Origin of the sequence: Streptomyces sp. NPDC088400 (assembly GCF_044753355.1) — a bacterium.
Taxonomy (GTDB): domain Bacteria; phylum Actinomycetota; class Actinomycetes; order Streptomycetales; family Streptomycetaceae; genus Streptomyces.
This window is the reverse complement of the sequence record NZ_JBIVMZ010000002.1, coordinates 548399-571480: the sequence shown is the minus strand read 5'-3', so window position 1 is coordinate 571480 and position 23082 is coordinate 548399. Positions and strand designations below refer to the sequence as shown.

Here is a 23082-nt window from a genome sequence, read left to right as displayed (position 1 = left end):
CCGCTCAGTGCCCCAGTACCCGACCCGTGGTTCTTGACCGGGCCGGCCCAGGTGGTCTCAAAGGCAGCGGTTTGCTCGCCCCTATCGAGCGAGGGGCAGCTTGTCGCTCGCAGTCGGACGGCGGACCAACACGCGGGTGGTGCTGCCGTGGTCCTCTTCGATGTCCCGGACATGCTCGAAGCCGATTCTGTCCAGCAGGGTCAGTGAGGCCTTGTTCTGTGCGGCTACGGTGGCGTAGACCTCGGTCAGTCCAAGAGGGCCGAAGCCATGGGCGACGATCGCTTCCGCCAGCCCGGTTCCCAGGCCAACCCCCCAGGCCACCGGCGCCAGAGCGTAAATGATCTCGTGGCCTCCGACGACATCGGTCGGCTTGATCTCGGCATGCCCGACCAGGAGTCCGTCCCGACGAACAGCCCAGACATCGAACAGGTCCTGGGCATAGACCTTGGTGAAGATCCGCCCGAACAGAGCCCGGTCCGCTGCTTCGGAAACAGGTCCGTCACCCATCCATCGCGACACCCTGGTGTCCTGGAACAGAGCGACGAAGTCCTCTTCGTCCCCGGGGACATACGGCTCCAGTAGTAGCCGCTCGGTGCGCAGAGTCGGGGTCACGGACGGCGACGCTACCCACGCGGCACCGGGTCGGCAAACCACTTCACCCGCACAGAGATCGCCCTCCCGATCGGTCTCCGGAGTTACGTGTCCCGGTCGGCCTCCTGAGCCGCACGCTCCAGTCGGCGTCGGTAGTTCTCCCACCACTCCGAGTCGCCCGGCGGCATGCTGTCGTTGCCCTTGTTCATCCCCACCGCACCGTCCATGAGTTCCCGGAGGATGTCGGCGTGCCCGGCGTGCCGGTGCGTATCTGCGATGACGCGCACCACGGCATGGTGCAACGTCACCTCGTCCCTGTCGCTCGGCCACCACGGGACCCTGCCGATCGTGTCCAGCGGCAGCGCGTCGACCGTCGCGTCCGCGTGGGCCCACGCCCGGCGGTAGAGCTCCACCATCTGCTTCCGTGACTCGTCGGCGGTGGCCCACATGTCCGCGTTGGTCTCAGCACCGTCTTCGAGCCAGGGCAGCGGCTCACCGGACGGGCGTCCGAAGGTGTCGCCGAGGTAGCCCAACTCCACGCCGGCCGCGTGTTTCACCAGGCCCAGGAGGTTGGTGCCGGTCGGTGTCAGTGGGCGGCGGATGTCGTACTCCGAGAGCCCTTCGAGCTTCCACAGCAGGGCATCTCGGGCGGACTGCAGGTAGAAGTGAAGGTCGGTCTTGGGATCCGATGCGGTCATGTGACAAGTCTGCCGCTCGCGTGATCTCTGTCCACCGCTTTGTCCACACTCACGGCGAACCAACGAAGTGGGTAGTGGCTCAGTGGTTTACGTCCATGCGCTGTGTGCCGATGACCGACAGCAGCCGTAGGGCCTCCTCGGAGGGCGAACCCGGTACGGCGGTGTAGATCACGAGCTGCTGGTCGCGGTCGGTGATGTCGAGGGCGTCGCAGTTGACCGTGACCGGGCCGACCAGTGGGTGCTGGAAGGTCTTGCGCAGGGTGGGCTCGGTGGACACGTCGTGGGACTCCCAGAGGCGGGTGAACTCTTCGCTCGCGTCGAGGAGTTCGGCTACCAGCGCGGCCACCTCCGGATCGTCGGGGTAGCGGGCGGCGGCGGCGCGCAGCCGCCGCGTCGAGAAGCGGGCGAACTCGTCCGCGTCCGACACTCCGTACAGCCGGTTCCCCTGCGTGTGCGACCCGAGAAAGGCACGGCGCAGGAAATTGCGGTCGCGTCGCGGCAGAGCGGAGAAGTCCTCCATCAGAGCTGCCGCCAGATCGTTCCAGGCGAGTACGTCAAAGGTCGCGGACGTGACGGTTGCCGCGGCCTGCGGCAGTCGGTGCAGCAGGTCGAGGATGCTCTGCCGTACCTCGCGCGAGGGCCCGGCCGACGGGAGCGGCGGTGCGCCGGCGAGGTAGTGGAGATGGTCACGCTCGGCGTCCGACAGGCGCAGGGCCCGAGCCAGCCCGGCCAGCACCTCATGGGACGGGTGTGGCGACCGGGCCTGCTCCAGCCGCGTGTAGTACTCCGTCGAGATGAACGCCAGCTGCGCCACCTCCTCACGGCGCAACCCAGGGGTGCGGCGGCGCGGGCCGGCGGGCAGCCCGGCCTCGGCGGGGGTGATCCGCTCGCGTCGGCCGCGCAGGAAGTTCGCCAGTTCTCTTCGATCCACATCCCCAGTGTGTACAGACGTCGGCCGGCTCAGCCAGGTACCGCCGGTGCCTGGCTGGGCTTCGCGGACGGGCGCAGACTCGCTGCCATGGACAACACACCGGTTACCGGCACGTCAACCGACCCCGCGGCCCTGGGCCTGCTGGCCGACAAGGTCGCCTTCATCACCGGTGCCGGACGCGGCATCGGTGCCGCCGCGGCCCGGCTCTTCGCCCGCGAGGGCGCCCGAGTGCTTCTCGCGGCCCGGACGGAGGCCCAGCTCATGACGGTGACCGAGGAGATCCGGGCGGCGGGCGGCACCGCGGAGTACGTGGTGTGCGACCTGGCCGACGCGGCCGGCGTGCGCGCCGCGGTGGACCGCACCGTGAACCTGTACGGCAGGCTCGACATCGCGTTCAACAACGGCGCGACGATCCAGCGGCCCGGCCCGATGGACCAGATGCCGGAGGCCGACTTCGACCGCATCTACGGCGTGAACCTCAAGGGCGTCTGGCTGGCCATGATCGCCGAGATCGCCGCCATCCGAGCCACCGCCGGGACGGGCGCCATTGTCAACAACTCATCCGTCGGCAGCCTCATGGGCAACCCCGAGCTGCCCGCCTACGGCGCGATGAAGCGGGCGGTCAACAGCCTCACCGAGTCGGCCGCCGTCACCTACGGCCCGGAAGGCATCCGCGTCAACGCGATCGCTCCCGGCAACACGCTGACCGAGATGATCCGCAGCTGGGAAGCCGATTCGCCCGGTCTCCAGGAGCGACTCACGACGCACACGCCGCTGCGCCGCGCGGCCGACCCCGACGAAATCGCCCAGGCCGCCGCCTGGCTCCTCAGCGACCGTTCCTCCTACGTGACCGGCACGGTCCTGCGGGTCGACGGCGGCGCGCGGGCCTGAGCCGGGGCGGACAGGATCTGGGTCCTGTCCGCCCCGGCTCAGGCGCCAGGCGTCACATCACCTCACGTCACGGCTTCAGGCCTCAGGCCTCCGGGTCGAGTGTCGTGAGCCATTCCTCCATCAGGCGCGCGGTCTCCGCCGAGTCGTCGGAGATGAGCGTCAGATGATCCGCGTCGATCATGCGCGTCGCGGTGGCGGGCACCGCCGGCACCTCGTCGCCGTGGCCGACGCCCGGCAGCGCGTCCCCGCACCGGATGAGCAGGCTGGGCACCGAGGTGTGGTACCGCTCGGCGTCACCGGTGGTCATCCGGATGAACCAGTACGCCATGGCCGAAAGCCGGGCGCTGTTCAGCTTCACCGACGGCGAGTCGATGCCCGCGAGGTAGTTGGTCTGGACCGCGCCCCAGTCGACCTGTTCGCCGGCCCCGTACCCCAGGCTCAGGGTGTCGAGCATGATGATGCCCTCGGGCCGGACGCCCCAGACTTCCTCCAGCACGCCCGCCGCCCGGTAGGCGAACGTGCCGCCCGTCGAGTAGCCGACCAGGACGAACGGTTCGCCGTCGCTGGCCAGCAGCGCGCTCTCCGCGATCAGCCGGGCCGCGGTCTCGCTGTCGGCGGGCAGTGGCTCGCCCTCGGCGAAACCGAGCAACGGCAGTGCGGAGACGTGCCTGTTGCCGCGGAAGCGGGAGGCGATCCTGGCGTACTGGTGCACACCTCCGTTCGCGCCGGGGGCGCTGACGCAGATCAGCCGGGGGCCGCTCGGTCCCGAGGCCAGGGTCACCGGCTGGGGCAGTTCCTCCACCTCGGCGGATGCCGCGACGGACGGGCGGGTGGCGGCGACGGCCATCAGCAGCCGCATCGCCTCCAGTTGCTTGCCGGAGTTCACCGTGTCGAAGAACATGCCGACCAGCGAGTCCTGGGTGTTCTCCTGGATGGCGGTCAGCGCGCCGGGTTCGGCCGCCGCGCTCAGGCCGCCCTGGTCGGCGAGCCTGCCGCGCAGCCACTGGGCGAGCCCGACCGGCGTCCGGCTCTCGAAGACCACCGACGTGGGCACTCGTATGCTCAGCGCCTCGCCGAGCTGATTGCGCAGCTCCAGCGCGATCAGCGAGTCGAACCCCAGGGTGAGGAAGGCCCGTTCGGGGTCCAGCGCGTCCGCGTCGCGTCGGCCGAGGAGTACGGCGGAGGTGCCCACCACCAGTTCCACCAGCAGTTTCTCCTGCTCGGTGGGGTCGAGGCCGCGGAGCTTGTCCCGTACGGTGGCGAACGACCTGGCCTTTCCGGCGGCCGTGGGCCTGGCGCCGGCGATGAGGTGGCGCAGCAGGGGGTGTACCTGCTGGAGCGCCCGCGAGCGGTCCACCCGGAGCGGGACCAGCGCGGCCTCGTCGCGGGTCAAGGCCGTGTCGAAGAGGGCCAGGCCGAGTTCCGGGGTGAGCGGCGGTGTGCCGGAGCGGCTCATGCGCTGGATGTCGGTGTCGGTGAGGTGGCCGGTCATGCCGGTGCGGCGGCCCCAGAAGCCCCATGCCAGCGAGGTGGCGGGCAGTCCCAGGCCGTGCCGGTGGCGGGCCAGGGCGTCGAGGTAGGCGTTGCCCGCCGCGTAGCCGGCCTGTGCCTGGCTGCCCATGACGCCGGACACCGAGGAGTAGAGCACGAAGGCCGCCAGGTCGAGTCCGCCGGTTGCCTCGTGCAGGTGCCAGGCGGCGTCGGCCTTGGGCCGCAGTACGGTGTCGATTCGTTCGGGGGTGAGCGAGGCGATCAGGCCGTCGTCCAGGACACCGGCGGTGTGCACCACGGCGGTCAGCGGGTGTTCGGCCGGTACGGAGGCCACCAGGTCCCGTACGGCGACGGGGTCGGTGACGTCGCAGGCGGCGAGGGTCACCCGCGCCCCGGCGGCGGTCAGTTCGTCGCGCAGTGCGGCGGCGCCCGGCGCGTCGGCGCCCCGGCGGCCGGCCAGCAGCAGGTGCCGGACGCCGCGCGTGGCCACCAGGTGCCGGGCCAGATCCCCGCCGAGGCCGCCGGTGCCGCCGGTGATGAGCACGGTCCCGTCAGCGTTCCAGGCCCGCTCGGAGAGAGACTGCTCGGTGGGAGGCTGCTCCGGCACCCGGGCGAGTTGGGCGACCCTGGCCGTCCGCTCGCGGAGCACCCACTGTTCCTCGTCGGAGGCGAGCAGGCCGGACAGGGCCGGCGCCGATATGTGCGCGTCGTCGATGTCCACCAGCAGGAAGCGGCCGGGGTTCTCCGACTGCGCTGAGCGCACCAGGCCCCATACGGCGGCGGCGGCCAGGTCGCGTATGTCCTCGCCGTCCACGGGCATGGCGCCGCGAGTGACGAAGAGGAGCCGGGAGCGGGCGAACTTCTCCTCGGCCAGCCACTCCTGCATCAGCGCGAGGGCCCGGTGAGTCTCCTCGTGCACGGCTTCGGGGCCGGAGTCACCGGCGACCGCGACCACGAATCCGTTCGGTACGGGGCCGTTGTCGCCGTTCTCACCGATCGCTCCGGCGAGGGTCTCGGCGTAGGCGGCGATGGTCTCGCCGCCCAGTGCCATCGCGTTGCCGAGGTCGAGCCGGTCGTCCCCGACGACGGCCCACCGGGCGCCCGCGAGCGGGGTCGGCTGGGTCGGGGCGGGGCGCCATTCGACGCGGTAGAGCGAGTCGAGCGGATTCTGTCCCGCGCGGTTGTCCCGCTGGGCTTCCGTCACCGGACGCAGCGTCAGCGAGTCGACCGAGATGACCGGCATGCCGTCGGTGTCGGTCGCGGTGAGCGTGACGGTGTCCGGTCCGGTACGGGCGATCCGGGCGCGCAGCACGGTGGCGCCGGAGGCGTGCAGGGAGGCGCCGTTCCAGGTGACGGGCAGCACGCTGTCACCGGCCGACTCGCCACTCTCGCCTGTGTACGGGGCGGCGTGCAGCACCGCGTCGAGCAGCGCCGGGTGCAGTCCGTAGCCGCTCGCGTCCGGTGCCCCGCCCTCCAGGGTGACCTCGGCGAACGCCTCGTCGCCCCGGCGCCAGAGCGCCCGCAGGCCGCGGAACGCGGGGCCGTATTCCAGGCCCGCCTGTGCGTGGCGCTCGTGGAGGCCGTCGAGGTCGACCGGGGTGGACTCGGGCGGCGGCCACTCGGTGGCGTCGAACCCGGCGTCGGGCGTGATCCCGGGCGAACGGGAGCCGAGCACGCCGGTCGCGTGGAGGCGCCAGTCGCCGTCGGCCGCGTCGGCGGGCCGGGCGTACAGCCGCAGGTCCCGGTGGCCGTCCGCGTCCGGCTCGCCGACCCGCGCCTGGATCTGTGTCGCGCCCTGGGCGGGGAGCGGCAACGGCTCGGTGACGGTGAGGTGTTCGACGCGGTCGTGGCCGGCCTGGTCACCGGCCCGGACGGCCAGTTCCAGGAAGCCGGTGCCGGGGAAGTACGCCGTTCCGCCGATGCGCGGCTCGGCGAGCCAGGGGTGGATCGCCGGGGAGAGGGACCCGGTCAGTACGAGATCGTCCGAGCCCGCGACGGTCACGGCCGCGCCGATGAGGGGGTGCCCGGTCGGGTCGAGGCCCACGCCGGACAGGTCGGTCGGTACGGGCGATCCGGACGGCCAGTACCGCTCGTGCTGGAAGGCGTACGTCGGCAGGTCGACGCGGCGCGCGCCGGTGCCCGCGAAGAACGCGCGCCAGTCCACCGGCGCTCCGCTCACATGCAGCCGCGTGAGTGCGGTGACGGCGGCGCTCTCCTCCGGCTGGTCCTTGCCCAGCAGCGCTACGGCGACGGCGTCGTCGGCCGCCGATTCCCGGATCATCGCGGTGAGCGCGCCGTCGGGGCCGAGTTCGAGGAAGGTCCGTACGCCGCTGTCGGAGAGGGTCCTGATGCCGTCGGCGAAGCGAACTGTGCCGCGGACGTGTCGGACCCAGTAGTCGGGCGAGCGCAGTTCGTCGCCGGTGGCGAGGGCGCCGGTGAGGTTGGACACCACCGGGACAGTCGGCTCGTGGAACTCCAGGCCGGCCAGGGCGGCGCGGAAGTCCTCCAGCATGGGGTCCATGAGCGGCGAGTGGAAGGCGTGGCTGACGGTCAGCCGGTGTGTACCGCGCTCCTCGAACCGTGCCGCGATGTCCCGTACGGCGTCCTCGTCGCCGGAGACGACCACCGAGGAGGGGCCGTTCACGGCGGCGAGGGACACCTGCCCGGCGAGCAGCGGGGTGACCTCGTCCTCCGTGGCGCGCAGGGCTACCATCGCACCGCCGGGCGGGAGTTCCCCCATGAGGCGGGCGCGGGCGGTGACGAGTGTGCAGGCGTCCGCCAGTGACAGTACGCCCGCGACGTGCGCGGCCGTGATCTCGCCGATCGAGTGGCCCGTCACGAACTTCGGGGTGACACCGAGGGATTCCAGGAGGCGGAAGAGGGCCACCTCGACGGCGAACAGGGCGGGTTGGGCGACACCGGTGTCGCCGAGCCGGTCCGGGTCCTGGCCCCAGATCACCTCGCGCAGCGCGTCCGGTCCCGGGGCGGAGAGCTCCGCGAGTACGGTGTCGAGCGCCTCCGCGAAGGCCGGGAAGCGGTCGTACAACTCCCGTCCCATGCCGAGGCGTTGGCTGCCCTGGCCCGAGAAGACAACCGCCAGCGGTCCGGGGGTGACGGTACCGCGGACGGCCTCGGTCACCGAGTCGCCGGTGGCCAGCAGGGCGGCCCGGTGGTCGAACGCCGAGCGTTCGGTGGCGAGCGCGAAGCCGATGTCCAGCGGGCTGTGGCCGTTCGCGGCGGCGAAGGACGTCAGCCGGTCCACCTGGGCTTCGAGGGCGGCCCCGCTCTTGGCGGACAGCAGCCACGGCACGACGCGGGGCGTCACCGAGGGCGCCGGGACGTCGTCCGTCAACTCCTCGGGCGGGGCCTGTTCGAGGATGACGTGCGCGTTGGTGCCGCTGATCCCGAACGCGGACACGCCTGCCCGGCGCGGGCGTTCCGTCTGCGGCCATCCGGCGTTGTCGGTCAGCAGCCGGACCGAACCGGCCGACCAGTCGATGTGCGAGGACGGGGCGTCCACGTGGAGGGTGCGCGGCAGCACGCCGTGGCGCAGCGCCATGACCGTCTTGATCAGACCGGCCACACCGGCGGCGGCCTGCGCGTGGCCGAGGTTGGACTTCACCGAGCCGAGCAGCAGCGGGCGTGCCGGGTCGCGTTCCTGCCCGTACGTCGCCAGCAGCGCTTCCGCCTCGATCGGGTCGCCGAGGGTGGTGCCCGTGCCGTGTGCCTCCACCGCGTCGACGTCGCCGGTGGTCAGGCCGCCGGCGGCGAGGGCCTGGCGGATCACTCGCTGCTGGGACGGGCCGTTCGGCGCGGTCAGACCGTTGGACGCGCCGTCCTGGTTGACGGCGGAGCCGCGTACCACGGCCAGGACGGGGTGTCCGTTGCGTCGGGCGTCGGACAGCCGCTCGACGACGAGCATGCCGACGCCTTCCGACCAGCCGGTGCCGTCGGCCGAGTCGGCGAACGCCTTGCACCGGCCGTCGGGGGCGAGGCCTCCGTGGTGCCGGAATCCGGCGAAGCTCGCCGACGTGGTCATGACCGTCACGCCGCCCGCCAGCGCGAGCGAGCACTCGCCGCCACGCAGCGCCTGGGCGGCGAGGTGCAGGGACACCAGGGACGACGAGCAGGCCGTGTCCACGGTGACGGCGGGCCCTTCGAGGCCGAGGGCGTACGAGACCCGGCCGGACATGACGGCGGGTGCGAGCATGACGCCGCGGCCCTCCATGTCCCGGGCGCGGGCGATGACATGCATGTAGTCCACGCTGTTGCTGCCGACGAACACGCCGGTGCGGCTGGAGCGCAGAGCGACCGGGTCGATACCGGCCTGTTCGATCGCCTCCCAGGAGGTCTCCAGCAGCAGCCGCTGCTGCGGGTCCATTCCCAGGGCCTCGCGCGGTGAGATGTCGAAGAACTCCGGGTCGAAGTCGGCGGCGTCGTAGAGGAAGCCGCCCTCGCCCTCCAGCCCCCAGCCCCGGTCGGTGGGGAACCCGGAGATGGCGTCGCGGCCGTGGGAGACGAGGTCCCACAGCTGGTCGGGTGAGTCGGCGCCGCCGGGGAAGCGGCAGGCCATGCCGACGATCACGATCGGGTCGTCGGACGCGAGGGCGGGGGCCGCGGCGAGCGCGGGGGCGTCCCTCCCGGGCCGCTGTCCCATCAGTTCGCCCGCGAGGTGGTCGGCGAGCGCCCGGGGCCTCGGGTAGTCGAAGAGGAGGCCGGCGGGCAGTGTGAGGCCGGTGACGCGCGCCAGTTGGTTGCGCAGTTCCATCGAGGTCAGCGAGTCGAAGCCGAGGTCCTGGAAGACCCGGTCCACGCTGATGGCTTCGGGGCCCGGGTGGCCGAGGACGCCGGCCGCGTGGGCCCGGATGAGGTCCAGCAGCAGCGCCGAACGCTCGGACTCCGGTGCCTCGTACAGCCGTTGCCGTAGCTCGGAGGCCACCGACTCGCTGTCGCGGCGGACGTCCTTGGCGGAGCGCAGGGCTTCCTGGGCGGCGGGCAGGGTGCTCAGGGACGCGTTGGCCCGCAGGCTGAACAGCGCCTCCAGTACGTCACTCCGCCCCAGGTCGGCGACCACCGTGACGGGGTCCGGCGCGGCGACCAGTTCGGCCAGCACCCCGAGGGCCAGGCCGGGTTCGAGGGCCGTGGTGCCGCTCTCGCGTATCACGTCCTCGACACCGGCGGCCATGCCGCCGCCCTCCCAGGCGCCCCAGGCGACGGAGGTCGCGGGCAGGCCCTGTGCCCGGCGCTGCTGGGCGAGCGCGTCGAGCACCGTGTTGGCGGCGGCGTAGTTCGCCTGGCCGAGGTTGCCGACGGCGCCGGCCACCGAGGAGAACAGGGCGAAGACCGACAGGTCGCGGTCGCGGGTGAGTTCGTCCAGCAGCATCGCGGGGGCGACCTTCGCCCGGAACACCGCGCCGAACCGCTGCGGGGTCAGTCCGTCGAGTACGGCGTCGTCGAGCACTCCGGCGGCGTGTACGACCCCGGTCAGCGGGAACTCCTCGGGGACGGCGGCGAGTACGCCTTCCAGCTCGGCGCGGTTCGCCGTGTCGCAGGCGGCGACGGTGACGCGCGCGCCGAGCGCGGTCAGCTCCGCCTCCAGGTCGGCCGCGCCCGGCGAGAGGGGGCCTCGGCGGCTGAGGAGCAGCAGGTGTTCCGCGCCGTGTTCGGCGAGCCAGCGGGCCAGGTGGGAGCCGAGTGCGCCGGTGCCTCCGGTGATGAGGACCGTTCCGGCCGGCCGCCAGGTCGGGGCGCCGTCGCGGGACGGGGCGGGCAGCAGCCGCCTGCCGTACACACCGGAGGCGCGGACGGCGAGCTGGTCCTCGTCGCCGGGCCCGCCGAGGATGCCGATGAGCCGCCGTACCGTACGGTCGTCCGGCGCGGCCGGCAGGTCGACGACGCCGCCCCAGCGGTCCGGGTACTCCATCGCGGCCACCCGGCCCAGGCCCCAGAGGGCGGCCTGGCGCGGGTGGGTGACGGGGTCGCCCTCGTCCACCGACACCGCTCCCCTGGTGACGGACCAGACCCGCGCGGGGATCCCGGCGTCGTCGAGTGCCTGGACCAGTACGGCGGTGTCGATCAGGCCCACCGGGACGCTCGTCCAGCGTCGCGCCTCGGTCGCGGCGAGCAGCGAGACCACTCCGGCGAAGCGCATGCCGCCGGCCGCCAACGCGCCCAGTTCCTCGGCGAGTTCGGCGCGGTCGGGGCGCTTGTCCAGGGTCACGTGGACCGTGTCGGGGCCGAGCCCGTCCAGCAGTGGCCGCAGCCAGGCGGTGTCGACGTCCGGCCCGTCGGCGGGCAGCGCCACCAGCCATACGCCGGGCAGGGTGGCGGCGGCGGTGCCGCGCAGCGGCTGCCAGCTCTCCCGGAACCGCAGTGAGTCGGCGAGCGAGCGGGCCCGTCGCCTGCCGCGCCACGCCGACAGCGCGGGGACGACACCGCCGAGGGCGTCGGCGTCGATGCCGAGGCGGGCGGCGAGGTCCGACAGGTCCTCGCTCTCGACGGCGGCCCAGAAGTCGGCGTCGGCCCCGTCCCCGGCTCCCGCGAGGGACGGCGGGACCGCCCCCGCCGCCTGGGGCCAGTAGCGTTCGCGCTGGAAGGCGTACGTCGGCAGGTCGATACGGCGGGCGCCGGTGCCGGCGAAGAACTCCGTCCAGTCGACCGCTACCCCGGCCGCGTGCAGCCGGGCGAGGCAGGTGACTGCGGCCGTTTCCTCGTCCCGGTCCTTGCGCAGCAGCGGGACGACGTGCGTGTGCTCGGGCGCGGACTCCCGCATCAGCGGCGAGAGGATCCCGTCGGGGCCGAGCTCCAGCAGCACCCCGGCTCCGGCGTCGGTCAGTGCCCGTACGCCGTCGGCGAAGCGTACGGTCTCGCGGACGTGCCGGACCCAGTAGTCGGGCGAGCGCAGCTCGTCGGGGGTGGCGAGGGCGCCGGTCAGGTTGGAGACGAGGTCGATCTCGGGGGTGTGGAAGGTCAGTTGCCCGACGACGGTACGGAACGCGTCCAGCATCGGGTCCATGAGCGGGGAGTGGAAGGCGTGGCTGACGGACAGCTTGCTCGTACGGCGTCCCGCCAGCCGGGCCGTCACGGCCGCGACGGCGTCCTCGGTGCCGGAGAGCACCACCGAGGAGGGGCCGTTGACGGCGGCGACCGACACCTGTCCGGCCAGCAGCGGGGTGACCTCGTCCTCGGTGGCCTCGACCGCCACCATCGCGCCGCCGGTGGGGAGTTGTGACATCAGGCCGGCGCGGGCGGCGACGAGGCGGCAGGCGTCGGGGAGGGACAGCACGCCGGCGACGTGCGCGGCCGTGATCTCGCCGATGGAGTGTCCGGCCACGAACCGGGGGCGTACGCCCAGCGATTCGACCAGCCGGTAGAGGGCCACTTCGATCGCGAAGAGGGCGGGCTGGGCGTACCCGGTGCCGTCGAGCGGGGCCGGGTCGTCGCCCCAGATGACCTCGCGGAGCCGGGCCAGGTCGGGGTGAGGGGTGGCTTCCGGGAGCGCGGAGGGTCCGGTTTCCAGGGCCGGGGTGGATTCGGCGGCGGCGAACTCCGTCAGGACCGCGTCCAGCGCCCGCGCGAACGCGGGGAACCGCTCGTACAGGCCACGTCCCATGCCGAGGCGCTGCGCGCCCTGCCCGGAGAAGGCGACGGCGACCGGCGGGTCTCCGGCCTCGCCCCTGGCGGCTTCGAGGATTCCCTCGTCGGAGGCGAGCAGCACCGCGCGGTGCTCGAACGCCGAGCGGGCGGTGGCCAGGGAGTATCCGACGTCCAGGGCCGAGCACTTCGCGTTCTCCGCGATGAACCGCCTCAGCTGTTCGACCTGCGCGTCCAGCGCGGTCGCGGTCCGGCCGGCGACGAGCCAGGGCACCACGCCGACCACCGGGGCGGGCGACTCGGCGGCTCCGGACATGGCCCCGGCTCCGGCACCGGCCTCGACTGCGGCACCGGCCTCGATTCCCGCGTCCACGCCGGTCTCGGGGCCGTCCGGTGTGTGTTCCTCCAGGAGCACGTGCGCGTTGGTGCCGCTGATGCCGAACGAGGACACACCGGCCCGGCGCGGGTGGTCGGTCCGGGGCCAGTCGGTGTGGGCGGTGAGCAGGTCGACGCGGCCCTCGGCCCAGTCCACGTGGGAGGACGGGGTGTCGATGTGCAGGGTGCGCGGCAGCACCCCGTGCCGCATGGCCATGACCGTCTTGATGAGCCCGGCGGCGCCCGCCGCCGCCTGGGTGTGGCCGAGGTTCGACTTCACCGAGCCCAGATACAGCGGGCGTTCGCGGTCCTGACCGTACGTCGCGAGCAGCGCCTGCGCCTCGATCGGGTCGCCCAGCGTCGTACCCGTACCGTGCGCCTCCACCGCGTCGACGTCCGCCGGGGAGAGCCCGGCGGAGGCCAGGGCCTGCCGGATGACCCGCTGCTGGGAGGGGCCGTTGGGGGCGGTGAGGCCGTTGGAGGCGCCGTCCTGGTTGACGGCGGAGCCGCGTATCACGGCGAGGATGTCGTGCCCGTTGCGTACGGCGTCGGACAGCCGCTCCACCATCACCAGGCCGACGCCCTCGGACCAGCCGGTGCCGTCCGCCGCGTCGGCGAAGGCCTTGCAGCGGCCGTCGGGAGCCAGCCCGCCCTGGACGCCGAACCCGGCGAAGCTCGCGGGGGTCGTCATGACGGTGACCCCGCCCGCGAGCGCGAGGGAGCACTCCCCGCTGCGCAGCGCGTGCGCCGCCAGGTGCAGGGAGACCAGCGAAGACGAACATGCCGTGTCCACGGTGACCGCCGGCCCCACGAGGCCGAGTACGTACGACAGCCGCCCGGAGATCACACTCGCCGCGAGCCCGGTGCCGCCCTGGCTGTCCATCTCTTCCCGGGCCTCGGCCACCAGGCGGACGTAGTCCTGGCCGTTGGTGCCGACGAATACGCCGGTCTGGCTGCCGCGCAGGGCCAGCGGGTCGATACCGGTGCGTTCGACGGCCTCCCAGGCGACCTCCAGCAGCAGCCGCTGCTGCGGGTCCATGGCCAGCGCCTCACGCGGGCTGATCCCGAAGAAGCCGGGGTCGAACTCGGCCGCGTCGTAGAGGAATCCGCCCTGCCCGGTCACGCTGCGGCTTCGGTCGTCCCCGCCCAGTGTCCCGGAGTCCCAGCCGCGGTCGGCGGGGAAGCCGGAGATCGCGTCGCCGCCGGAGGACACCAGGTCCCACAGCTGCTCCGGCGAGCGCACTCCGCCGGGGAACCTGCAGGCCATGCCGACGATCGCCACCGGCTCGTACCGACCGGACTCGGCCTCCTCCAGACGCCGCCGCGTCTGATGCAGATCCTTCGTGACCCACTTCAGGTATTCGACGAGCTTGTCTTGGTCAGCCATGGTCAACGAGCCTTTCCGCTTCCGCTTGAGAGATCGACCTGAGAGATCGGACTGGGAGATCGACCGGGGTCGACTGTGGTCGGGGGCCGCCTGATGTCAGTGGTCCTCTGTGCTCAGTGGTCCTCTGTGCTCAGTTGTCCCCCGTGGTCAGTGGTCCCCCGGTCGGCCGAGCTCACTGTCGATGAAGGCCAGGACCTCGTCGGCGCTCGCCTCTTCGATCCGTCGCTGTACGTCGTGTTCGGTGTTCTCGGTGCTTCCTCCTGTCACCCGGGCGAGCATCGTCCGCAGCCGCGCCGCCGCGCCCGCCCTGGTCCCCTCGTCGAGGTCGGCCGACAGCGCGGTGGACAGCGCCGCCTCCAGCCGGTCGAACTCGGCGGGGAGAGCCGGTTGCGTGTCCGCCACGACGCCGTCGCCGAGGCGGGACGCGAGGAATTCCGCGACCGTGACCGGTGTCGGGTAGTCGAAGATCAGCGTGGCCGGCATCCGCAGACCGGTCGCCGCGGTGAGCCGGTTGCGCATCTCGATCGCCGTGAGCGAGTCGAACCCGAGCCGGTCGAACTCCCACTCGGCGCCGACCTGGTCCGAGGACCGGTGCCCCAGTACGGCCGCCGCCTCGCCCCGCACCAGATCGGTGAGGAACGGCACCCGCTCGTTCTCGCGCTTGTCCCTCAGCACCGCTTCGAGGTCCGCCGCCCGGTCGTCGGCGGCGGCGGTCCGGCGGCCGGCCCGGACCAGGCCGCGCAGGATCGGCGGCACCGCACCGGCGAACGTCGCGGAGCCGGGCCCCGCCTTGCTCGCCGTACGCATGGCGATCAGGCCGGCCTCGGCACGGCCGGTGACGGCGTCGAAGAGCGCGAGACCCTGCTCCGCGCCGAGCGGCGGTGTCGCCGACCGGTTCATCCGCTCGATATGGGCCGCGCTCAGCCCGCTGGTCATACCGCTGTCCTGTGCCCAGGGGCCCCAGGCGATCGAGGTCCCGGCCAGCCCGTTGGCCTTGCGGTGCTGGGCCAGCGCGTCGAGGAAGGCGTTGGCGGCCGCGTAGTTCGCCTGACCGGGGCTGCCCATCACGCCCGCCACCGACGAGAAGAGGACGAACGCCCCGAGGTCCGCCGTACGGGTCGCCTCGTGCAGATGCCAGGCGGCGTCGGCCTTCGGCCGCAGCACGGTGTCCATCCGCTCCGGAGTGAGGGCGTCGAGCACACCGTCGTCGAGCACACCGGCGGCGTGCACCACGGCGGACAGCGGGCGCCCGGCGGGGATCGCGGCCAGCAACTCCCGTACGGCGCCGGGGTCGGCGAAGTCGCAGGCGGCGAGGGACACGTCGGCGCCGAGTGCGGTCAGCTCCTCGCGCAGCTCGGCCGCGCCCGGCGCCCCGGCACCACGCCGGCCGGCCAGCACCAGGTGCCGGGTTCCGCGCTCGGCCACCAGGTGCCGGGCCAGCAGACGGCCCAGGCCGCCGGTGCCGCCGGTGATCAGTACGGTGCCGTCGGGGCCCCACGGACTACGGTCCCGGGCCGGGCCGGATGCTCCGGCGGGCGCGTCGGAGGTGGGAACTGCTCCCCCGGCGGGCGCTTCGGGAGAGGGAACAGAACCTCCGGCGCGCGCTTCGGGAGAGGGAACAGGTCCTCCGGCGGGCGCGTCAGGGGCGGCCATCAAGCGCGGGACCCGGACGGCTCCCTCCCGGACCATGAACTGCTCCTCGTCCGTCCCCGGCAGCCCCGGCAGCACGGCCGCCGTGGCCGCCGTGCCGTCGACATCGGCGAGCAGGAACCGGCCGGGGTTCTCCATCTGCGCGGCCCGCACCAGGCCCCATACCGCCGCGCCGGCCAGGTTCGGCACATCGTCGCCCTCCGGCGCGACCGCGCCCTCGGTGACGAACAGCAGCCGGGTGCGGGCGAGCCGGTCCTCGGCCAGGTACTCCCGCAGCAGCGCCAGCACCCGGTGCGTCACCTCGTGCACCACGGACACGCCATGCACCACGGACGCGCCATGCACCGCCGACGGACCGTGCACCGCCGATGGGCCGTGCTCAATCGCGCCGTGCTCTGTCGCGCCCGCGACGGGCACCAGGACCACCTGCGGTGTCACCACCCCGCTACGGTCGCTCAATTCGGCCAGGGATTTCACTGGTTCCACGCCCGGATAGGGCAGAGCGGGCGCGGAGTCCGCCTGCCCGAATCCGCCCGTGGTGTCCGCCAGCACGAACCGGCCGGTGGTGTCGGCCGGTGCTTCGGTCGCCGGCAGCGGAGCCCACTCCAGGTGGAACAGCGACCGCTGGTGGTCCGGTCGGGCCGGCGCGTCCGGCCGGCGTGCCGCCGGGCGCAGCACCACGGACTCCGCCGAGAGGACCGGCGCGCCCTGCGGGTCGGTCGCGACCAGGGCGAACCCGTCCCCCTCGCGGGTCAGCCGGGCGCGCAGCACCCGCGCGGAGGCGGCGTGCAGCGTGACGCCACGCCACTCGGCCGGGAGCAGCCGCCCGGCTTCGGCGTCGTCTTCCGGGTCGCCGGTCAGTACCGCCGCGTGCAGGGCGGCGTCCAGCAGCGCCGGATGGATGCCGAAGCCGTCGGTGTCGCGCGCCTCGTCGGGCAGGGCGACCTCGGCGTAGAAATGCCTGCCCTGCCGCCAGAGCGCGCGCAGGCCCCGGAACGTCGGCCCGTACTCCAGGCCCGCGTCGGCGAACTCTTCGTACAGGTCGGCCGGATCGATCTCGGTCGCACCGGTGGGCGGCCACGGCGCGGCGCCGAACCCCGCCCCGGACCCGGACCCGGTCACCGCCTCGTCCGCCGGTACGAGGCGCCCGTGGGCGTGCGGCGTCCACTCGGCGTCGGGGTCGTCGGCGGGGCGCGCGTGGAACCACAGTTCGCGGGCCCCGGTGTCGTCGGGTTCCCCGATCCGTGCCTGGATCTGCGACGCACCACGTTCCGGCACGACCAGCGGCGCGGTCAGGGTCAGTTCCGCCACGCGGTCGCACTCGACCTGGTCGCCCGCGCGGATCGCGGCCTCCAGGAACGCGGTCCCCGGCAGGACGGCCTCTCCATCGACGGCGTACTCGGCCAGCCAGGGGTGCAGGGCGAGGGACAGTGTGCCGGTGAGGACCCGCTCCGCCGAGCCCGCGACGGTCATCATCGCGCCGAGCACGGGATGCTCGGTGGCGGCGAGGCCGAGACCGGCCGCGTCGGTGGAGCGCACCGAGGCCGTCGGCCAGAACCGCTGGTGCTGGAACGCGTAGACGGGCAGGTCGACACGGCGCGCGCCGGTGCCCGCGAAGAACTCCCGCCAGTCCAGCGGGACTCCTGTCACGTGCAGCCGGGCGAGCGCGGTGACCAGGGCGGCCTCCTCGGGCCGGTCCTTGCGCAGCGCGGGGACGACGGTGGTGCCCTCCGGCGCGGAGTCCTCGATCATCGCCGAGAGGACGCCGTCGGGGCCGAGTTCGAGGAAGGTCTTCGCCCCGCCGTCGGCGAGGGCCCGGACACCGTCGGCGAAACGGACGGTCTCGCGGACGTGGCGGACCCAGTAGTCGGCGGTACGCAGATCGTCGGGACCGGCGAGGCGGCCGGTCAGGTTGGACACGACGGGGAGGGCGGGCGCGTGGAAGGCGAGGCCCTCGACGACCGTACGGAACTCCTCCAGCATCGGGTCCATGAGGGGCGAGTGGAACGCGTGCGACACGCGCAGCCTGCTGGTACGGCGCTCCCCCAGACCCGCCACGACGTCGGCGACCGCGGTCTCGTCGCCGGACAGCACCACCGAGTCCGGCCCGTTCACCGCCGCGATCGCGACCGCGCCCTTCAGGAGCGGGCGGACCTCGGCCTCGGTGGCCAGGACCGCCACCATCGCCCCGCCTGGCGGCAGTGCCCGCATCAGCCTCGCGCGGGCGGCCACCAGGCGGCAGGCGTCCTCCAGCGACAGCACACCCGCGACATGCGCGGCGGCGATCTCGCCCACGGAGTGACCCGCGACGTACTTGGGCGTGACGCCGAGGGATTCCATCAGCCGGAAGAGGGCCACTTCGACGGCGAACAGGGCGGGCTGGGCGATTCCGGTGTCGTCCAGCGGGTCCGGGTCGTCGCCCCAGATCACCGCGCGCAGCCGGTCCAGCCCCGAGTCCGGCCCCACGTCCGGCCCCGAGTCCGTCTCCGCGAGCGCCGACAGCACCGCGTCGAGTGCCTGGGCGAAGGCCGGGAAACGGTCGTACAACTCCCGTCCCATACCCAGGCGTTGGGCGCCCTGCCCCGAGAAGACAACCGCCAGGGCGCCGCCCTCGGCGGCCGCGCCTCGCGCGACCTCCGTGGTCCCGTCCTCGCCGGCCAGCAGGACGGCCCGGTGCTCGAAGGACGTACGGGCGGTGGCCAGCGAGAAGCCGATGCCGAGCGGCGGCCGGCCGGCGGCGTAGGAGGTGATCCGGTCGAGCTGGGCGTCGAGCGCCGCCGCCGTACGGCCGGATACGGGCCACGGCACCACGGCCGGCCGGACCGACGGCTCGTCGGTGGGGGCGGGATCCGCCGCCGGCGGTGCCTGCTCAAGGAGGACATGGGCGTTGGTACCGCTGATGCCGAACGAGGAGACCCCGATCCGGCGGGGGTGTTCCGTTTGAGGCCAGGGCCGGTTCTCGCCGAGCAGTTCGATCGAGCCGGCCGTCCAGTCGACCTGGGACGACGGCTCGTCCAGGTGGAGCGTGCGCGGCAGGGTTCCGTGCCGCATCGCCAGTACGGCCTTGATGACGCCGGCGACGCCCGAAGCGGCCTGGGTGTGGCCGATGTTGGACTTCACCGATCCGAGCAGCAGCGGGCGTTCGCGGTCCTGCCCGTACGTCGCGAGCAGCGCCTGCGCCTCGATCGGGTCGCCCAGCATGGTGCCGGTGCCGTGTCCCTCGATCGCGTCGATGTCCCGGGGCGCCAGTCCGGCGCCGGCGAGGGCCTGGCGGATGACGCGCTGCTGGGAGGGGCCGTTGGGCGCGCTCAGGCCGTTCGACGCGCCGTCCTGGTTGACGGCGGAACCCCGCAGGACTGCGAGGACGTGGTGCCCGTTGCGCAGCGCGTCGGACTGGCGCTCCACCACCAGCATGCCGACGCCCTCGGACCAGACGGTACCGTCCGCGGCCTCGGCGTACGGCTTGCAGCGGCCGTCGGGGGCGAGTCCGCCCTGGATGCTGAACCCGGCGAAGGCGGAGGAGGTCGCCATGACCGTGATGCCGCCGGCCAGCGCCAGCGAGCACTCGCCCTCGCGCAGGGCCTGAGCCGCGAGATGCAGCGAGACGAGCGAGGACGAGCACGCCGTGTCCACCGTGGACGCGGGGCCCTCCAGGCCGAACACGTAGGACAGCCGCCCGGAGAGCACGCTCGCCGCCAGCCCGGTGCCGGCGTGGGCTCCGAGGTCCTCCCGGGCCCGGGTCACGAGGTGCACGTAGTCCTGGCCGTTGGTGCCCACGAAGACACCGGTCCGGCTGCCGCGCAGGCCCTGCGGATCGATCCCGGCGCGCTCCATCGCCTCCCAGGACACTTCGAGCAGCAGCCGCTGCTGCGGGTCCATGGCCAGCGCCTCGCGCGGGCTGATCTCGAAGAAGCCGGGGTCGAAGTCCGGGGCGTCGTGCAGGAAGCCGCCCTCGGTGGTCGCGCTGCTGCCGGGCAGATCGCTCCCGAGGGTCTCCAGGTCCCAGCCCCGGTCGTCGGGGAAGCCGGTGATCGCGTCGGCGCCGGAGGAGATGAGGTCCCAGAACTCCTCCGGAGTACGCGCCTCTCCGGGGAACCGGCAGGCCATGCCGACGATCACCACCGGGTCGTCGGCGAGGCCGGTCCGGACCGGGACCGGGGCGAGGTCCGGCACGTCCTCCGGCTCACCCAGCAGCTCGGCGACGAGGTGCTCGGCCAGCACGCGGGGCCTCGGGTAGTCGAAGAGCAGGCTCGCGGGCAGCGCGAGACCGGTGGTCCTGGCGAGCTGGTTACGCAGTTCCATCGAGGTCAGCGAATCGAACCCGTGGTCCTGGAAGGCCCGGTCGGGGCCGATGGCCTCCGCGTCGGCGTGGGCGAGTACGGCGGCGGCGTAGGTGCGCACCATGTCGAGCAGCACCCCCACCCGTTCGGCCTCCGGGGTGGCGAGCAGGCGCTCGCGCAGCCGCAGTGCGGTGGACTCGCCGTCGTGGCGCGCCTTCCGTACGGTCCGCGCGGCCTCGCTCGCCCCGGGCACGCCGGTGAGCGCCGCACTGGTACGGAGGCCGAACACGGCTTCCAGCAGCTGAGGTTGCCGCAGGTCGGCGACGACGGCGATGGCCTCGGGCTCGACGACGAGTTCGGCCAGCGCCGTCACCGCGAGCCCTGGTTCGAGCACGGTCGCCCCGGCACCCTCGGGGGCTCCGGCGCCACGCCAGGGGCCCCAGGCGACGGATGTCGCCGGGAGACCGTCGGCGCGGCGGCGCTCGGCGAGAGCGTCGAGCACGGCGTTCGCGGCGGCCTGGTCCGCGCGGCCCGGGCTGCCGACGGCGGCGGCCACCGAGGAGAAGAGCGCGAACACCGACAGGCCGAGATCGCGGGTCAGTTCGTCCAGCAGCAGCGCGGGGGCGACCTTGGCGCGGAACGCGTCCTCGACGCGGCGCGCGGTCAGCGTGTGCAGCGCGGTGGGATCCTCCGGGTGACCGGCCGTGTGCACGACACCGGTCAGCGGGAACTCCGGCGGTATCCCCGCCAGTACGGCGCCCAGTTCTGCGCGGTCCGCCGAGTCGCAGGCCGCGATCGTGACGCGCGCGCCGAGCGCGGTGAGTTCGGCCTCCAGCTCCGCCGCTCCGGAGGCGTCTGGACCGGGGGTGTCTTGGGGGGTGTTCGTACCGGGCGTGTTCGTACCGGAGGCGGAGAGCAGCAGCAGGTGTTCCGCGCCCTGCGCTGCCAGCCCTCGCGCCACGTGCGCGCCCACGACGCCGGTGCCCGCGGTGATCAGCACCGTGCCGGCCGGCTGCCACCGGCGGGCCTTGTCCGCTCCGGGCGCGGGCAGCAGCCGGCGCCCGAACACTCCGGACGGCCGTACCGCGACCTGGTCTTCCGCGCCCTTCCCGGGCAGCGCCCCCGCGAGGACACCGATCAGCCGCCGGGTGGCGGCGTCGTCCAGCACCTCCGGCAGGTCGACCAGGCCGCCCCAGCGGTCCGGGTGTTCCAGCGCGGCGACGCGGCCGAGGCCCCAGAAGGCGGCCTGCCGCGAGTCGATCGGCGCGCCGCCCTCCGCGGACACCGCGCCACGGGTCACGGCCCACACGGGTGCCGTGATCTCCGCCTCGCCCAGGTCCCTGAGCAGCGCCACCGTGTCCGTGAGGCCGTCCGGGGACGCGGCGAGGAGCGAGACCACGCCCGTGAACCGCGTGCCGTCGGCGGTCAGTTCGGCAAGCCTGTCGGCCGTAAGCCTGTCTGCCGTCAGGTCCGCCGTCCGTCCGTCGGGGAGCACGAGAGGGACCACGGCCGAGCCGAGCGCGTCGGCGACATCCCGCGCCCAGCCGGGCTCGGTGGAACCGACAGGCCCGGTGGCTTCGGTGGTCCCGGCGGGGAGCACCACCAGCCAGGTACCCGGGAGTTCGGCCGGGGAGGCACCGCTCCCGACCGGCCGCCATGTCTCGCGGTAGCGCCAGGAGTCGACCGTCGACCGGGCCCGGCGCCGCCCGCGCCAGGACGACAGCGCGGGTACGACTCCGCTGAGCGCGTCGGCGTCCACGTCGAGACTCGACGCCAGGGACTCCAGATCCTCCCGTTCCACCGCCGCCCAGAACTCGCCGTCGAAGACATCGCCTTCCGCTACCACGACTTCGGCGGCCTCCGGCCAGTACCGCTCGCGCTGGAACGCGTACGTGGGCAGATCGACCCTCCGGCCGCCGCTCCCGGCGAAGAACGCCGGCCACTCCACGCGGACCCCGGCCACATGCAGGCGGGCGAGGGCGGTGACGACGGCGCTCTCCTCCGCGCGGTCCTTGCGCAGGGCCGGGACGACGACCGTCTCGTCCGGCACGGACTCGCGGATCATCGGCGAGAGGACGCCGTCGGGGCCCAACTCCAGGAAGGTGCTGACGCCTTCGTCGACGAGTGCCCGTACACCGTCGGCGAACCGTACGGTCTCGCGGACATGGCGGACCCAGTAGTCGGGCGTACGGAGGTCATCGGCCTCGGCAAGACGACCCGTCAGGTTCGACACCACGGGGATACGGGGCTCGTGGAACTCCAGCCCCTCAAGGGCCGCACTGAACTCCTCCAGCATCGGATCCATCAGCGGCGAATGGAACGCGTGGCTGACCGACAGCCTGCTGCCGCGACGCTCTCCCAGACGCGCCACCGTCGCTTCGACGGCGGCCTCGTCGCCGGACAGCACCACCGATTCCGGCCCGTTCACCGCCGCGATGGCGACCCCGTCGGTCAGCAGGGGACGGACCTCGGCCTCATCGGCCCGCACCGCCACCATCGCCCCGCCGGGAGCCAGCGCCGCCATCAGACGCGCACGCGCCGACACCAGCACGCACGCGTCCGCCAATGACAGCACGCCCGCGACATGCGCGGCGGCGATCTCTCCGACCGAGTGACCCGCCAGGTAATCCGGCCGCACGCCCCACGACTCCACCAGCCGGAACAGCGCCACCTCGACGGCGAACAACGCCGGCTGCGCCCTGTCCGTCCCGCTCAACCGGTCCGGGTCCGCACCCCACATCACCGCGCGCAGCGAGCCGCTTTCCCCACTCGACCGCTCCAACTCCGCGCACACCGCGTCGAACGCCTCCGCGAACGCCGGGAACCGCTCGTACAACTCCCGTCCCATTCCGGGACGTTGCGCACCCTGGCCGGAGAAGAGGAACGCCGACGCGCCCTCGCCGGCCACCCCACGGGCTGCCTCCACCACGCCGTCCGGTGTGGACAGCAGCACCGCCCGGTGGTCGAAGACGGTGCGGCCGTTGGCCAGGGAGTGGCCGACGTCCAGCGCGGGGTGGCCCGCGGCGAAGGCCTTGAGACGGTCGAGTTGCGCGTCGAGGGCCGCTTCACTCGTCGCCGCGACCGGCCAGGGGACCACCGCCGGAACGGGCAGCGCCGCAGGCCCGGACACAGGCTCGGGCTCGGGCTCGGGCTCGGGCGCCGGCTCCGCGAGGGCCGGGGCCTGTTCGAGGATGA

The 23082-nt window shown here is 73.4% G+C and carries 6 protein-coding genes (1 of these 6 running past the window's edge); 1 reads left to right on the top strand and 5 read right to left on the bottom strand.

Annotated features, from left to right (window positions below; translation table 11 throughout):
* Positions 1 to 81: 81 nt before the first annotated feature.
* The 3 genes from ACIQD6_RS07160 to ACIQD6_RS07150 form a co-directional block, all read right to left on the bottom strand.
* Positions 82 to 612, bottom strand: a complete 531-nt coding sequence (locus tag ACIQD6_RS07160; protein ID WP_401879104.1) for a GNAT family N-acetyltransferase — start codon at positions 610 to 612, stop codon at positions 82 to 84.
* A gap of 83 nt (positions 613 to 695) precedes the next feature.
* Positions 696 to 1289: a DinB family protein gene (locus ACIQD6_RS07155; RefSeq protein WP_401879101.1), complete on the bottom strand. Its 594-nt coding sequence runs from the start codon at positions 1287 to 1289 to the stop codon at positions 696 to 698.
* Positions 1290 to 1368: 79 nt separating this feature from the next.
* A complete protein-coding gene (locus tag ACIQD6_RS07150; protein WP_401879099.1) occupies positions 1369 to 2220 on the bottom strand; it encodes a helix-turn-helix transcriptional regulator in 852 nt (283 codons plus the stop codon).
* An 87-nt stretch (positions 2221 to 2307) separates the two neighbouring features.
* Here ACIQD6_RS07150 and ACIQD6_RS07145 point away from each other — a divergent pair, with 87 nt between their 5' ends.
* The gene (locus ACIQD6_RS07145) at positions 2308 to 3111 is read left to right on the top strand and encodes an SDR family NAD(P)-dependent oxidoreductase (RefSeq protein WP_401879097.1); all 804 of its coding nucleotides are present in this window, start codon (positions 2308 to 2310) and stop codon (positions 3109 to 3111) included.
* Positions 3112 to 3193: 82 nt separating this feature from the next.
* Here ACIQD6_RS07145 and ACIQD6_RS07140 read toward each other — a convergent pair whose 3' ends face one another.
* Complete coding sequence (locus tag ACIQD6_RS07140; RefSeq protein WP_401879094.1) at positions 3194 to 13957, bottom strand: type I polyketide synthase; 10764 nt, start codon at positions 13955 to 13957, stop codon at positions 3194 to 3196.
* A gap of 147 nt (positions 13958 to 14104) precedes the next feature.
* A protein-coding gene (locus ACIQD6_RS07135) for a type I polyketide synthase (protein ID WP_401879092.1) crosses the window boundary here: on the bottom strand, positions 14105 to 23082 show its 3' portion. 7747 nt of this gene lie beyond the right edge of the window; 8978 of the gene's 16725 nt are visible here — the last part of the coding sequence; the start codon falls outside the window, past its right edge; its stop codon occupies positions 14105 to 14107.

Excerpts from the sequence above, each read along its gene's own strand:
- ACIQD6_RS07155 (WP_401879101.1), bottom strand. The coding sequence starts at position 1,289 with ATGACCGCATCGGATCCCAAGACCGACCTTCACTTCTACCTGCAGTCC.
- ACIQD6_RS07145 (WP_401879097.1), top strand. The coding sequence starts at position 2,308 with ATGGACAACACACCGGTTACCGGCACGTCAACCGACCCCGCGGCCCTG.
- ACIQD6_RS07140 (WP_401879094.1), bottom strand. The coding sequence starts at position 13,957 with ATGGCTGACCAAGACAAGCTCGTCGAATACCTGAAGTGGGTCACGAAG.